The sequence below is a fragment of the Pedobacter sp. genome (assembly GCF_035317785.1).
In the GTDB taxonomy this organism is placed as follows: Bacteria; Bacteroidota; Bacteroidia; order Sphingobacteriales; family Sphingobacteriaceae; genus Pedobacter.
This window is the reverse complement of the sequence record NZ_DATHGC010000248.1, coordinates 1-13,494: the sequence shown is the minus strand read 5'-3', so window position 1 is coordinate 13,494 and position 13,494 is coordinate 1. Positions and strand designations below refer to the sequence as shown.

Genomic DNA, 13,494 nt, shown 5'->3' with positions numbered 1-13,494 from the left:
CAGGTTGTCAATGGCCCAGCTTTCCTGTCTAAGCCTGTTCAGCATTCGCCAGCTCAGCACCTGTACGCCGGGAACTTCACTCCACATGCTCGAACTCAGGCATTGCCAATGCTTATTATCCAGTGTTTCTTTCTTTTCAATTTGCGCCAAACACCTGCCGCATACCAATACACATTCTTCTACCGTATTTTGCGTTTGAGGAGGTACTTCATAAACACTAAGGTTTTCCGACGATGCACACAATTCACATTTATTGTCACTTCTATTGAGCAGTTGTTCTTCCAGTTTCATATCCTAATGGGTAATGGCGTCGAATATACGAACTATTCCCTATCGTGTTCCCAATCACCCGGTTTCTAATACATTGCTCTATCTTAAATCCGCCATTGCAAAAAACTGCTGATTATGCTATTTTTGCAGCCGACTTATGAAAAAGAGAATCAGACGGCATGTCAGGAAGGCGAGATATATTATGTACAAGGAGACGCTCATTGATTTCAAAGAACATCTCTGGACATTTATAGGCACCTTTCTCGGCATCGGTATTATCGGGTTTTTAAATAGCTACCACCTTACTGCGTTTGACAACCTTTTCTTAATCGGTTCATTCGGAGCTTCTTCTGTGCTGATTTATGGGGCGATCAACAGTCCGCTGTCACAACCACGAAACCTCATCGGTGGTCACTTGGTATGTGCGTTCGTGGGAGTCACAGTACATAAGCCGGTGCCAGGCGAAATATGGCTTACCTCCGCTCTGTCCGTATCACTGGCGATTTGCTGATGCGGATCACAAAAACGCTGCATCCGCCCGGAGGCGCTACAGCGCTGATCGCAAACATTGGATCAGTCAAGATCCAGGCACTGGGATATTTCTATATACTGAGTCCTGTACTAACGGGAGTGATCATCTTATTCCTGGTAGCCATGATTTGCAACAACGCGACATCACATCGCAGTTATCCCAGAAATAAAACCTGGTTCATGATCTGGAAAAGAACATACCGGCGACAGGTATAGCCAGACGGTTTTAGTTTGCTAACTTTACCATAATAATTTATACCAACATGTCTGATCCGATTCATCAACTATGGCTTTACAACAACTGGGCCAACGAACTGATTTTAAATTCATTCAAACAAAATTCTGGAGCTGTACCTGTATCATGCCTGCGCCTGTTTTGTCACATCGTCAATGCGCAGATAGTTTGGCTAAGCAGGATTAACGGAGCGCAGTCCCCCGTAGGTGTCTGGGATGAATATAGTCTGACAGAATGTGAAAATAATCAACATATATTTTCGGCAGGAATACAACAGTCACTGGCAGACGCTCAAAAGGGGACGAAAAACATAACCTATAAGAATACCCAGAATGTCGTTTTCAGCGATTCCCTGCAGGATATCCTCTTGCATGTATTCAACCACGGCACCTATCACAGGGCGCAGATCGCACAGGATATGAAGAAAAATGGATTCGAACCGGCAAGAACCGATTATATCTTTTTCAAAAGATCGGGTCGGATTGAAAACCCATAAAAGAATTTTGAATAGCACTCCTGCAGCTATATTCCGTCTATCATCTTAAGGACGTTGCTAGGTGGTTGCTCGATGGTTGGAAGGTCCCACAGACCTAAATGATCTGGCAACACCGTTATAACCTCTGAGAGAAGACACAACGGAAATAGTACCAGATACCAGACAGAAGCAATCCTGCTGCTTTTCGGAAAAAGAACAATCCCGGTAAATAGAATTTTTAGGCCTTAGGGATGTATGAAAAAAATTATTTATGTTATTTTAGGGTTAACCGATAGTATCGCTTCGATAAGATTGGAGGAAGATAATGCTGGTGGTAAAATGTATAATAATCTGAGTAAACCTGCCAAGCATAATTTCCTTAGTATAAACAGGTAAGTGATAAATATGTTAAGTCTGCTGGCAATAATGTCCTTTATATGATTTGAAAAGAATTAGTATTGCTGCAGCAGACTAAGCATTTTCCGGTCCAGCTTATGCCCGTTGTATGTTTCGTATTCAACATCTTTTCTCCCGCTGTCAAGAATCCCAAAACTCCCTCTAAAATTCCACAATGACCATCCCCAGCCATTTTCTTTAAATATTTCAAGATTATCCTTCATCCACGCAAGGGATACATCGTGCGGTGTATGCTGGTAAGCACCCCATTCACCGACGTGAACACCCACGCCCTGTTGCTCAAGTTTCTTCCAGGGCGCAAATATTTCTGTTCTGAGCCGCTCCTTATCCCAGCGGTCACCATTTCCAGCATCCAGTGGCCATGTGGGTACACCCCAGTCGGCTTTAACCCAGGAGGCTTTATAATGACTGACCTGCATTGGCCCGTAGCCTCTGGTGCTCTGACCAACATTCAGGCCTGCTGCGCCGAATACAGGTTTGGTTCCATACTGAAGGCCGTCAATAACGATTAATCTTTTTGGATCTTCCTTGCGTATCGCATTGATAATACTGGTAACTACCCGTACATAATCGGGTTCTTCGACCTGGGAAGGCTCATTAATTAAGTCAAAGCTTAGTTTATTGTTGCTGATGCCTTTGTACCGTTTTGCAAAATGCCGCCAGTGAAAAACAGCAGCTTCCAAAGCTTTTTCGTCTTTCCACAGGTTTAGTGGCTCTGCCGGTGCATTGACACAATAGCCGGGAATGCGGTGAAGATTCAGATTGACGTGGATCTTATGTTTTGTGCCAAATGTGATTGCCTGGTCTATTTCCTTCAATACCTTTTCATCCATTTTCATCCAATCATCTGGTTTGGACCAGCAATGATAGGACATTGGTAATCGGGCAAAATCAAAACCCCATTCTGACATCATCCTGAAGTCCTCTTCTTTAAAGGGCTGATTGACTTCGGTATTAAATTTTTCCAAAAGATTGAAGCCACGCCACTTTGGCAATTTATTGTAAGTGTTCAATGTATTGGATTGCGCCAGTAAAGCCGGTGTTAGGAGGGTTGCAGCTGTTAGGCCGACGCCAAGCTGAAGGAATTTTCTTCTTTGCATTTTTATAGTCAGATAGTTCGCAGAATTTATAAACTGTACTAAATATAACTAAATCTGCGCCATTCTTCCTGCAGTATTTCAAACCATTCACACAAAATCCCTTCATGTTCAATTCTGGCAGTGATTTTAAGTCCTGACTTACGCAAAGCGTTTATGGAGGCTTTATTGTCAATATCTGCGAGCGCATACACTACTTTCAAACCGAGTTCCTCAAATGCATACTTTAAAGTTGCCTTTGCTGACTCGGTGGCAAAACCCTGTCCCCAGAACTTTCTCAGTAACCTGTATCCTACGTCATGAAAATTGGTATACCCGTTTACCTCATCCGTGCGGAATTTTAAACCGCCCCATCCAGCAAACTGATTAGTTTTTTTATCTATGATTGCCCACCTGCCTATACCATAGTCGATATATTGCTGTCTGATGTATTTGATACTGCTGACAGCCTGGTCTATGGTCTGGATCGGATTTTTATGTAAATAACGCTGTACTTCCGGGTCACTATCCATTTCAAACATCGCTGGCGCGTCTTCCATTACAATTTCTCTCATTATAATCCGGTCAGTTTCGGCATAGATTTTCATACCGGACAATTTAAGAATTTTTAACTTTTTATAGGCAAAAAGAATACATTTGTATGAACATATAAAAGCAAACCCGAATACAATGTACACACATGTTGCTAAATTTGTAAGACGTATAACCGGATTAATGGCATTGATCTTACTGTCCACATTTTTTACCGGACTGGCCCAGAAAAAAGAACCAATCGATTATGTTGATCCTTTTATAGGGACTTCAAATTCGAGATGGATGTTGTTTCCCGGCCCGACCATGCCCAACGGAATGGTAAAATTGAGTCCTGATAACCAAGGCAGTGTATGGCAAGGGGGTTATGAATATTCTGTAGGGAGTATTCATGGTTTCAGCCATATTCACGGATGGACTATGGCAGGATTACTCACCATGCCTACCAATGGTGACCTGGCTTTGAAGCCAGGCTTACCGGATGATCCGTTTAAAGGGGCAAATGCAGGTTACCATTCCAGGTACAGACCTGACGGGCAACAGGCATCCCCAGGATATTATGCAGTGGATCTGATTGATTCCCACATTAAAGCAGAACTGACCGCAACTGAAAGAACCGGGGTTCAGCGCTATTCATTACCTAAAGACAGCAGCAATCGTATAATGATACAGCTTAATATCCCTGCGGAATATGCATATGAACTAAAAGACGCCAGGATCACTAGGGTCAGCAATACAGAAATAGAAGGTTTTGCTAAATCCTATTCAGGTTGGTTCAATGAGTATACACTCTATTTTGTGATGCAGTTCAGCAAACCGTTTAAAGATTTTCACGGATATGCTGATCAAAAAGAACTACCAGAAGGTAAGGAGATCTCAGGGAGCAAGGACATCGGGGTCTATGTGACCTACCCTACTTCAAAAGAAGAACAGGTACTGATCAGGACAGGCATTTCATTTGTAAACATGGATCAGGCAAGACTGAATTTGAAAACCGAGCTGAAAGAGTTTGACTGGGATTTTGACGCCTTAGTGAAACACAACCGGACTGTATGGAATGATGTGCTGAAAACGATCGACGTGGAGGGAGATTCAGAAACAGACAAGATAAAATTCTACACCAATTACTACCGGTGCTTTACGGGAAAGATGATCATGAGCGATGTAAACGGCAAATATACCGATGCCAGTGAAAATATACAGCAATTGCCTGCACAGCGCAAGGCAATGATAGGTGGAGACGCCTACTGGAATACATTTTGGAATTTAAACCTTTTGTGGACACTCACTTCACCGGAAACGGTTGAACAATTGGTGGGCACCCAGCTTGAGATGTATGAGAAAACGGGATGGCTCTCTAAAGGCCCGACCGGGATTGAATATTCAGGTATCATGGAAGGATCGCATGAGATGGCACTAATGACCAGTGCTTATTTAAAGGGAATAGTTAAAACAGATGCAGAAACGGCCTATGGTGCAATGAAGAAAAATGTAGCGATTGAGCCGCAGTCCGTTGGTGGCGGACATCCGGGCAATCCTCAAATAACGGATTATGCAAAAAAAGGCTATGTACCGGTGGAAAAGGGTGCAGCATCCAAGACACTGGATTATGCCTTTGATGATTGGTGTGTCGCTCAAATGGCCAGGCTCGTTAATAAAAATGACGATTACAATTTCTTTTTAAAGCGGTCTGGAAACTGGAAAAATGCTTTTGAACCGAAGCTGCGATATGTTGTACCAAGAAAGGCTGATGGCTCATTTATCAAGGACTTTGATCTCTTTTCAGTGAAACACTTTGTAGAAGGTAATTCGTGGCAGTACTCCTTCTATGTACCTCATGATATTCCTGGACTGATAAAATATACTGACAAGGACCTCTTTTTAACCAGACTGGAAAATGGGTTTGAAAAATCTGAACAGCATAAATTTGCTGCTCATGCACTGGACCGGACAACAGGGCAATCTGCAGAATACTACATCAATCATGGCAATGAGGTCAACATGCAGGCGGCTTATCTTTTCAATTATGCGGGAAAGCCGCATTTAACGCAATACTACACCAGGAAAATACTGGACACTTTTTATGATGCATCACCGTATGTGGGATGGAATGGTGATGAAGACGAGGGTCAGATGGGTGCCTGGTTTGTGATGGCTTCACTTGGCTTATTTGAAATGAACGGCGGCACATCTGCCGATCAAACGCTGGACCTCACTAGTCCGCTGTTTAGGACTGCCAGAATTAAATTGAACAGCCAATATTATCCCGGGAAGGAATTTATAGTTGAGGCCCACGACAATTCACCTGAAAACATCTATATAAAATCAGCGAAGTTGAATGGCCGCATGCTCAAAGAAAATAAAATAAGTTTTAAGGATGTGGTCAAAGGAGGAAAATTAGAGCTATATATGACAGATAAAGCTAATTAAGTTTCTGTTGGTTGTTTTTCCTAAAAAAATTTAGATATACTGATAAGGCCGCTGCTAGCACAAAAGATATCGCAGTTACAGCATCTATCAGGTCAGATGAAATATCGCTGTGAGTGACCTTATCTGCAAAATATTTAATAAATGAATTTGGCAGATTGGTTTCGCCAAGCTTTTCCTTGATTTGCCACTGCCAGTCTGTAATGGGACAATAACCTATTCCGTACCAAATTCCGAGTAAAAACCATGACGCAGCAGTTAGCAAAACAAATATAAGATGCAGTCTCCTGGTTGATGACCATATCCAGCCCAGCAAATTAAAGCCAATGATGATCAAATGCAGCAAAGTAAATAAATAGTCCAGAATCATGATCTTTTAGGGTAAAGCCGTGCTACACCGATCAGCAGTGAACTGATTGCTAAAAATAACAAAAGCACCCCGACAGCGTTAATTGCTACTTGCGCGTATCCAAATTTTGCGGCATCTACAAATGGATATGGATAATAACCGGAGATCGCTCCTCTGATCAGGCTATAAATGAGGTACAAAAGTGGAAAGAGTGCCCAGGATAACAACGATTTCCATTTGATCTTATCCTTAGGCACAAATATAATCCAAAACAATACATAGGCTATTGGACTTAGCGTATGTAATAAAAAATCAGTAAGTTTAAAAAGTCCCTCCAATTTCCAAATACCTTTAAGTATAGTGGCATAGATGAGGCCCACGATTAGAATGTAGACTGCAATGGCGGTCAGTACCGAAGTCCTGGAAAAGAAGTTTCCCAATTTAGATCCAGGTTTTATCAAAATACAGGTCATAGCTGCTGCAATAAGCAGGTTAGTTTGTATGGTATAGTAGCTGATGATCTGAACTATTGCCCCGGCAGTTGAACGACCATCCTCCAGGTACAATCTCGTAGAGATGTAAAATTGGAGAATGAGCGCAAACCAAAGCATCAGTGCATTTACAATTTTATAAACCAGCTCAATTCTTTTTTTCATAGTGAATTAGTATAGTTCTACTTAGTAAGGAATATACGGGCCACCTGTTTCGCCCCAGCCCCATTTTGGCATTGGCTCGTTTTCATTTACCGGGTTTTCTGTTGTCGTGGAGTTCATTACAGCTATCCTGCTCCCCCATTCCAGATAGCCTATAAGTGCAGATCGGAACTCCGGATCGGATGCTAATCCAATTTCATCTGCGCTTTCCAGCAGCAGTTCCATCCAGCGCTTGCGTTTTTGTTCGTCCAGCATTTTGCCCAGGTGATGAGCGACCATTTTTGCGTGGCTCCCGCTGTCGTCCTTTGTGTAAAAAGCAGGACCGTTGAATACTTCTGCGATGAAATGAGCAACATGTTTGCTGTGATCCCCTGCCATATTCTTAAATACGGGATATAAGAGCTCGTCCTTAAGGACTTTACTATAAAAAAGTTCAGTTAAGTTCTCAAGAGCTTCCTTGCCTCCGGCCCATTCATATAAAGTTGGTATTTTTTGCATAATCGGTTTGTCTGATAATATGTTCTTACTAAGATAAATATATGGCAGGAAATCAGGAAAGCAAATAATTCCTAAATTAGCGGTATCAATTAATCGGTTTAGGATTATGAGCTTACTTGAAAACCAATATGATCTGATCAAAGGATCAAGAGCGGCAGTTTTTCGATTTCTGGAAAAAGAAGTAAAGAATGATGTGTTTATTCCGGTGGCTGCATTTAATAACAATACAATCGCGGCGACGCTGGTGCACATCGTAAATACCTATCTCTCCTGGGCAGGAAATTTCGCAATGAAAATGGATAGAACGTTTTATAATGAACAGGGTTTTTCGTCATTGACTGAGGTCAAAAAGCTTTTTGAAGACGCGGATAGGATTATCGAACAGTTTCTTGACAAATTTGCTGAAGAATATGAGCAGCTTGTAGCCAATTATAAATCAGGGAACAGATATGTAGAGGCTACTATTCTGGCGGTCTTCACTCACATGACCACACATGAATTTCACCATAAGGGACAGATCATGAGTATGTGCAGGCTCCTGGGCCATACCCCTCCGGATACTGATATTATCAGATTTTAAACTTTTTTTGGAGGAAGGTCAAAAGCGACAGCTTCATGCTCAAAATGCCCATTGTGCGAGCCGTCACAAAACGGTTTATTCTTTGACAGTCCGCAACGACAAATGGAAAGTACGTTTCTGCCCTGCAAGCCATAAACGGTCCCGCTTTTATCGACAATCTCGAAATCGCCTTCTATTTTCACAGAACCGTTGTTATTGATGGTAAGTTTTGTTTTTGACATCTGTTTGTTAGTTTGTGCCAAAACTAAAACAATGCAAAGAGACTATGCGATCTCATTTCAATTTAGAAACATTATGCGTTGCTGAGCGAACTTGAAGGTAAATACCCCCAGCGCACTAAATCATTTTTATCCTTAATGATTTTTGTCCCGCCATCATGCATTAAAATGATTCCGGTAGAAATATCCAGGACATTGCGGTAATCATGATCGGTAATAATAAATCCTTTTCGATCAGAATGCGCTTTGATCAGGTCTTTGATAATTTCGACATGGAGCGGACCGAGTCCGTTAAAAGGTTCGTCAAACAGCAAATATTCCGCTTCAGAATAAATCATTATTAAAACCTCAATGATCCTTTGTTCGCCGCCGGAAAGCTCCCCGCTTTTTTTACGAAGATGTGGCTTGATTAAACTAAGTTCCAAAAGATTCCTGACTTGATGTTTTATACAGAATATCTTTATAATATCCGCTATTCTGATGTGTTTGGGCAAAAAGCTATCCTGGGGCAAATACTGAATGGTATCAATATTATCATATAAGCTTTTTAAATGTCTGCCATTTACCCTGATAAACTTATTATCGGCATTAAGAGACCCAAATATGATCTTCAATAAAGTAGACTTTCCCGAACCATTTCTGCCAAGGAGCCCAATGACCTCTCCCTTTTTACAGGAAATAAATACATCCGTTAAGACCTGTCTCAAGCCAAAGTTTTTTGTCACACTGTCTACGTGCAAGCCATTCATATGGCCATCAGCATTAAACCTGCGATTAAGCTGCTTGCTATTGTAGCAACCCACAACATGAGCTTACTTAAGCCTAAGTTATGATAGAAATAATATTCCTTTGGATTTGTCAGATCATATATCATCAGATGGAAGAACGGAGTAAGAAAAATATAGGAAAATCCCGCCATACTTATAATTTTCATGCCTGTACCCATCATCAAACCCAAACAAACTGATAATGCTGAAGAGGGTATGATTAATTTTTTATAAAAGACCCATAACCCATTGGTTATTCTCATATTTTGCTTTCTCCTGGGGCATACATCTTTCTAAGGTATGTTTTTTAAATGCGTTTAACACTCAGCGCAATATCTTTATTATAATTTGGCACCATGAGATTGACCTGACCACCCGCGTGTTTAAGTATTTTGGCTTTGTCTTTAAGCCCGGTGATGGTATTTGTCCATTCAATTTTATAGCTTCCTGCCGGAAGATCTAATTCCAGATCAACTTTTTTCTCTCCATAGATATAAACGCCGTATTGGTTACCTGGTTCGGCAAGGGCCTGTACCTGGGCATCCTTTGAAAACTTCTCCGTGATGAATGAAACATCAGGATGCATGTTAACAAAATCAAGATCATCAATAAAATGCTTTAAATAGCTCAGCTGCTCTCGTAATGTAACACTTCCGCCCCCGGGCTGGGTAGCAGGATATTGATAAGTCCCGTCCTCTTTTTCAATAGTGAAAGAATAATCCAGATTATTGTACAATGCTCCGCCTGCCATGATAAACAACCAGCCCTGCATTCTGTAGGTTTCGTCTGCATTGCCTTTAAAGCCAGTTTCATTATCGCCGATGACCTTATTCAGGTTATAATTTTCGGCCACAGCTACCGGCGGTGTTGCATAATGAAAGTTGAATACAGAAACAGCAGCATGCGGATCTTTGATCTTTTGAGTATTGTTGGCAATGTTTTGTGAGATAAGGTGCGGATTCTTAAAATCCTTTTCTGTTTCTCTTATGATGTCTGCAATGTGGTATTGCCACTCCAGGCTAACCCCGCCAAAATAAGGTTCATTACAGATTTCATAAATAAGATTCTTATAATCTTTAAGTTCATGAACAATTTTTTGTACCAGGTCTTTTTGAACTGACAGCAGATCTGCGCCTTTATCCAGGGTATAAACGAACTTACTTGCCATCGATCCGATGGCATTGATATTATTGACCGCATTCATTGGACTTATTTTCCATTGTGATTCATCGTAGAAAGGACAGAAAAAAGCAAGTTCAATAATGATCCCTCTTTTTTGTGCCTGAGCAACAAAATCTGTAAGTCTTGCAAAATAGGCATCATCCCATTTACTGAGATCAAATTTGTTTCCTCCGCCGTTGTAACCTGGGATTGAGCTGCGCTTCCAGGGGCAAATAAAGCGCCCGGATACAGGTGCCAGCGTATTGTTGCTAATCGAAAAAGCTCCCGCGGGTTCTACATATGCTCCGGTAAATGTCCGGGTTAAATTTAAACGCTTAGATTTTAATTCATTGAGGTACGTGATGTAATCAAAATCGAGATTTAAAACCGCACCATAATGCTCACCGGAAGTAATTAAAACAGTGGGTTTGCCCTCATAAGTAAAATAATGCGAATTTTTAACATTCAGGGCAATTGATCTATTCTGGCAAAGTGCAGACTCTGACATTATAGATAGGATCGCTACCGCTACTGTCCATGAACACTTGTTTCTTAAAACCATATGATTTTTGAGTTTTATTAAAGTTATATAAAATGACGAATAAGATCCTGTTATCTTTGTAACGATGTTGAATTTATCTTTTAGTCGTAATCACATTAATCCACTGAAATTGCTGCTGACAATTCTTATAACTGTCAACATCACTGCCGGTTCGATTTCTTTAACAGCAAAATCTGCTTATGTGCTTTCTGCACAATCTACTGAACAGACAATTTGCAGCATGGAAAGGCAGCACGTCTCCAGGCTGTCTTACTTTCGGTTTATCAAAACAACTGGCAATGCAAATCAGGGGATAAACTTTAGTTTCAAGGATTTTCTGTTTGCCGCAAACCATCTCTTACGTGTTCAGTTTAATGAAAACTTAAGATTAACGAAAACGCTCAATTATCTAAAAACCACCTTGTTTTACGATGTCCGTCTCGTTTCTGAGCGGCAACATATCCCTTCCAATATTTTCTAAACCCCACAGGAGATAAATAATATGACATAGTGGAATGGGAGCCGTCCGTGCTGCCCGATAATTATTTTACATGAAGCGATTAAAGAAAACATTACGCCTGACCGGCCTGATCATTATGATCGTACTGGCGTGTTTTGGTGTTGGTATTTCCGGAACACCCCCCATCCTGCCAAAGCTAAATAACAGGGCCAAAATTGAATATGCAGAGGAAAAAGAAGATGGAGAAAATGAATGAGTGAAATTAAATGTAGAATTTTTTATATTTAAGCTATCGTTCTCAAAATATTATACATGTTAAAACCATACGATTCTTCTGACTTCCTTCTTTTAGAAAAATGGATCACAAGCCCTGAGTTATTACTTCAATTTTCTGGCACTGACTTTTCATATCCCATCACAGAACAGCAAATCTTAAGTTATCAGTTACTTCATCCCGATCGTACTTTTTACATTGGGTATTCACAAAATGACATCCCTTTTGCCTTTGGCGAGATCATACCCCAGGAAAACGGAATACCCCGATTAGGAAGAGTGCTGGTTGGAGATTCGAAACTCAGAGGCATGGGATTTGGCAAATACTTTATTAGAATGCTGACCGATGAGTGCAAACGGCTCTATAACTGCAGCAAGATTGAGCTTCTGGTATGGGACAAGAACCAAATGGCTATAAAATGCTATAAATCTGCGGGTTTTGAATATATTACAGAAAAGCATAATACTTTAGTTCACAATGGCGTGAACTACAACATCCATAAAATGATACGCACTCTGGTCACTATTTTGCTGCTGCTTTGCAGTTTCCAATTGCAGGCACAAGACGTTTTTACACTTACCGGAACAGTCAATAATGCTAAAGGAGAACCCGTAGAGGCTGCTACAGTATTTATTGATGGTTCTCAAAAAATCACGGCAACAAATGTTAAAGGTGAATTTACCTTTACCAATCTTAGTTCAGGCACCTATCATGTTGTTGTGAATATGCTGGGTTACTCATCAGTAAAAAAAGATGTTGCAATTGCTGACAAAGCGGAAACCTTAAATATTTCGCTTCTGCAAAAAGCCATTGACCTAAAAACCGTTGTGGTCGGAGATGGTTCGCAAAGAAAGAATTTTCTGAAAATATTTATGAAATATTTTATGGGAGAATCTGAAAATGCCAAAGCTTGTAAAATATTAAATACCGATGTAATAGACTTTTCTACAAACCAGTCTTTGGTTGAAGCAACTTCCGGTAATTTTTTTATCATAGAGAACGTTAAACTGGGCTATCGAATTAAATATTTGCTCAGGAACTTCAGGTACAATACAAAAACCGAGGTAACCATTTATGATGGTGAGTCGATTTTTGAAAACATGGAAGGAACCGAAGTCCAGAAACTCGAATGGAAAACCAATAGAAAGAAAACCTATGAAGGATCTTTGATGCATTACCTGAGAGCACTGTACAGGAATACTACCAGAAAAGAAGGTTTTCTAACTTATGCAATACTGAACTTTGGTTACCCGCTTGAAGTTGATCCCAATCCAATAATCACCGATCAGATTATTGAACGGATAGACAGTAATTTTATCGCATTCAAATACAAAAAACGTCTTTTTACTGTATTCGACAAGAAAAAGGCCGCTGAGCCGGAACGACTGACAAAACGTGAATCGGAAACACGCTATCTGGAGAAAACGGGCTCAATTTTCCAATTAGATGGGAAGATTGACAGTAAAGGAAGTTATGCAAACTATAAGGATATTTTGATACAGGGATTCTGGGGTCGTAAAAGAATTGGGGATCAGCTTCCGCTTGAATATGATCCGAAAAGTGACAACTAAACAACTTGTCTATACAAATTTTCAACAAAATAATTGGCTTATTGGTTCTAAACCATATATTTAGGGTAACCAAAATGTAAGCCTGTTGTTATGTTAAAATCAATTCTGCTTTTTATTACCCTATTGTTTCTCCTATGGGCCGTTCCGAAATATTTGACGGGTTCTAAAAATGATGATGTTGCGCTGGAAGTTCATCAGGATGAAAAATCCGGAACGATTTCTGTCCTGAAAGCTGATAGCAAAGCAATTATTTTAACACAAAATGCGGGCGAAAACTTTCGCCCGTACATACACCCGATTGCCGCTCCTGACGGCAAAGGTATACTTACAGAATTTAGTCCTGAACACCATAAGCATCAAACTGGTTTATATTGGGGATTGACCAGTGTAAACGGCCGGAACTATTTTGCCAACCCGGGAAATGGTTACTGGAAACGGG

General features: G+C 40.7%; 15 protein-coding genes and 2 pseudogenes. 8 read left to right on the top strand and 9 right to left on the bottom strand.

Annotated elements, in window-relative coordinates:
* Positions 1–291: pseudogene (locus VK541_RS15430) on the bottom strand (PhnA protein); the annotation flags it as partial.
* A gap of 136 nt (positions 292–427) precedes the next feature.
* On the opposite strand from VK541_RS15430, the pseudogene VK541_RS25850 reads away from it, so the two are divergent.
* Both VK541_RS25850 and VK541_RS15420 read left to right on the top strand, forming a co-directional pair.
* A pseudogene (locus VK541_RS25850) lies at positions 428–1,017 on the top strand (HPP family protein).
* Between the two features lie 47 nt (positions 1,018–1,064).
* Complete coding sequence (locus VK541_RS15420; protein ID WP_324371199.1) at positions 1,065–1,532, top strand: DinB family protein; 468 nt, start codon at positions 1,065–1,067, stop codon at positions 1,530–1,532.
* Positions 1,533–1,963: 431 nt separating this feature from the next.
* On the opposite strand, the gene VK541_RS15415 is transcribed toward VK541_RS15420, so the two are convergent.
* Both VK541_RS15415 and VK541_RS15410 read right to left on the bottom strand, forming a co-directional pair.
* Positions 1,964–3,028: a glycoside hydrolase family 5 protein gene (locus VK541_RS15415; protein ID WP_324371198.1), complete on the bottom strand. Its 1,065-nt coding sequence runs from the start codon at positions 3,026–3,028 to the stop codon at positions 1,964–1,966.
* 38 nt (positions 3,029–3,066) lie between these two features.
* Positions 3,067–3,612: a GNAT family N-acetyltransferase gene (locus VK541_RS15410; RefSeq protein WP_324371197.1), complete on the bottom strand. Its 546-nt coding sequence runs from the start codon at positions 3,610–3,612 to the stop codon at positions 3,067–3,069.
* An 82-nt stretch (positions 3,613–3,694) separates the two neighbouring features.
* Here VK541_RS15410 and VK541_RS15405 point away from each other — a divergent pair, with 82 nt between their 5' ends.
* The gene (locus VK541_RS15405; protein WP_324371196.1) at positions 3,695–5,986 is read left to right on the top strand and encodes a GH92 family glycosyl hydrolase; all 2,292 of its coding nucleotides are present in this window, start codon (positions 3,695–3,697) and stop codon (positions 5,984–5,986) included.
* On the opposite strand, the gene VK541_RS15400 is transcribed toward VK541_RS15405, so the two are convergent.
* Genes VK541_RS15400 through VK541_RS15390 form a run of 3 tightly spaced genes read right to left on the bottom strand, consistent with a single transcriptional unit; the run spans position 5,979 to position 7,483 of the window.
* Positions 5,979–6,353, bottom strand: coding sequence for a DUF2784 domain-containing protein (locus VK541_RS15400; RefSeq protein ID WP_324371195.1), 375 nt, complete (start codon positions 6,351–6,353; stop codon positions 5,979–5,981). The two genes, VK541_RS15405 and VK541_RS15400, sit on opposite strands and share 8 nt — an antisense overlap.
* On the bottom strand, positions 6,350–6,988 hold the full coding sequence (locus VK541_RS15395; protein WP_324371194.1) for a Pr6Pr family membrane protein: 639 nt from the start codon (positions 6,986–6,988) through the stop codon (positions 6,350–6,352). Before VK541_RS15395 ends, VK541_RS15400 begins: the two co-directional genes overlap by 4 nt.
* Positions 6,989–7,009: 21 nt before the next feature.
* Positions 7,010–7,483, bottom strand: a complete 474-nt coding sequence (locus VK541_RS15390) for a group II truncated hemoglobin (RefSeq protein ID WP_324371193.1) — start codon at positions 7,481–7,483, stop codon at positions 7,010–7,012.
* A 106-nt stretch (positions 7,484–7,589) separates the two neighbouring features.
* On the opposite strand from VK541_RS15390, the gene VK541_RS15385 reads away from it, so the two are divergent.
* Positions 7,590–8,063: a DinB family protein gene (locus tag VK541_RS15385; RefSeq protein WP_324371192.1), complete on the top strand. Its 474-nt coding sequence runs from the start codon at positions 7,590–7,592 to the stop codon at positions 8,061–8,063.
* Here the strand turns inward: VK541_RS15385 and VK541_RS15380 are convergent.
* The 3 genes from VK541_RS15380 to VK541_RS15370 all read right to left on the bottom strand — a co-directional run bounded on the left by VK541_RS15380 (position 8,060) and on the right by VK541_RS15370 (position 10,771).
* Positions 8,060–8,284: a CDGSH iron-sulfur domain-containing protein gene (locus tag VK541_RS15380; protein WP_324371191.1), complete on the bottom strand. Its 225-nt coding sequence runs from the start codon at positions 8,282–8,284 to the stop codon at positions 8,060–8,062. The genes VK541_RS15385 and VK541_RS15380 overlap by 4 nt on opposite strands.
* 71 nt (positions 8,285–8,355) lie before the next feature.
* Positions 8,356–9,030, bottom strand: coding sequence for an ATP-binding cassette domain-containing protein (locus VK541_RS15375; RefSeq protein ID WP_324371190.1), 675 nt, complete (start codon positions 9,028–9,030; stop codon positions 8,356–8,358).
* 325 nt (positions 9,031–9,355) lie between these two features.
* Positions 9,356–10,771, bottom strand: a complete 1,416-nt coding sequence (locus tag VK541_RS15370; RefSeq protein WP_324371189.1) for a cellulase family glycosylhydrolase — start codon at positions 10,769–10,771, stop codon at positions 9,356–9,358.
* Between the two features lie 109 nt (positions 10,772–10,880).
* On the opposite strand from VK541_RS15370, the gene VK541_RS15365 reads away from it, so the two are divergent.
* From VK541_RS15365 to VK541_RS15350, 4 genes are all read left to right on the top strand, one after another.
* Entirely contained in the window at positions 10,881–11,231 is a 351-nt protein-coding gene (locus VK541_RS15365) for a hypothetical protein (RefSeq protein ID WP_324371188.1), read from the top strand.
* 70 nt (positions 11,232–11,301) lie between these two features.
* Complete coding sequence (locus VK541_RS15360; protein ID WP_324371187.1) at positions 11,302–11,466, top strand: hypothetical protein; 165 nt, start codon at positions 11,302–11,304, stop codon at positions 11,464–11,466.
* A gap of 56 nt (positions 11,467–11,522) precedes the next feature.
* Positions 11,523–13,055: a GNAT family N-acetyltransferase gene (locus tag VK541_RS15355; protein WP_324371186.1), complete on the top strand. Its 1,533-nt coding sequence runs from the start codon at positions 11,523–11,525 to the stop codon at positions 13,053–13,055.
* Between the two features lie 90 nt (positions 13,056–13,145).
* The coding region (locus VK541_RS15350) for a DUF6807 family protein (RefSeq protein WP_324371185.1) at positions 13,146–13,494 on the top strand (349 nt) is incomplete at its 3' end.

Coding starts and splice junctions, on each gene's coding strand:
- VK541_RS15420 (WP_324371199.1), top strand. CDS start 1,065: ATGTCTGATCCGATTCATCAACTATGGCTTTACAACAACTGGGCCAAC.
- VK541_RS15415 (WP_324371198.1), bottom strand. CDS start 3,028: ATGCAAAGAAGAAAATTCCTTCAGCTTGGCGTCGGCCTAACAGCTGCA.
- VK541_RS15410 (WP_324371197.1), bottom strand. CDS start 3,612: ATGAAAATCTATGCCGAAACTGACCGGATTATAATGAGAGAAATTGTA.
- VK541_RS15405 (WP_324371196.1), top strand. CDS start 3,695: ATGTACACACATGTTGCTAAATTTGTAAGACGTATAACCGGATTAATG.
- VK541_RS15400 (WP_324371195.1), bottom strand. CDS start 6,353: ATGATTCTGGACTATTTATTTACTTTGCTGCATTTGATCATCATTGGC.
- VK541_RS15395 (WP_324371194.1), bottom strand. CDS start 6,988: ATGAAAAAAAGAATTGAGCTGGTTTATAAAATTGTAAATGCACTGATG.
- VK541_RS15390 (WP_324371193.1), bottom strand. CDS start 7,483: ATGCAAAAAATACCAACTTTATATGAATGGGCCGGAGGCAAGGAAGCT.
- VK541_RS15385 (WP_324371192.1), top strand. CDS start 7,590: ATGAGCTTACTTGAAAACCAATATGATCTGATCAAAGGATCAAGAGCG.
- VK541_RS15380 (WP_324371191.1), bottom strand. CDS start 8,284: ATGTCAAAAACAAAACTTACCATCAATAACAACGGTTCTGTGAAAATA.
- VK541_RS15375 (WP_324371190.1), bottom strand. CDS start 9,030: ATGAATGGCTTGCACGTAGACAGTGTGACAAAAAACTTTGGCTTGAGA.
- VK541_RS15370 (WP_324371189.1), bottom strand. CDS start 10,771: ATGGTTTTAAGAAACAAGTGTTCATGGACAGTAGCGGTAGCGATCCTA.
- VK541_RS15360 (WP_324371187.1), top strand. CDS start 11,302: ATGAAGCGATTAAAGAAAACATTACGCCTGACCGGCCTGATCATTATG.
- VK541_RS15355 (WP_324371186.1), top strand. CDS start 11,523: ATGTTAAAACCATACGATTCTTCTGACTTCCTTCTTTTAGAAAAATGG.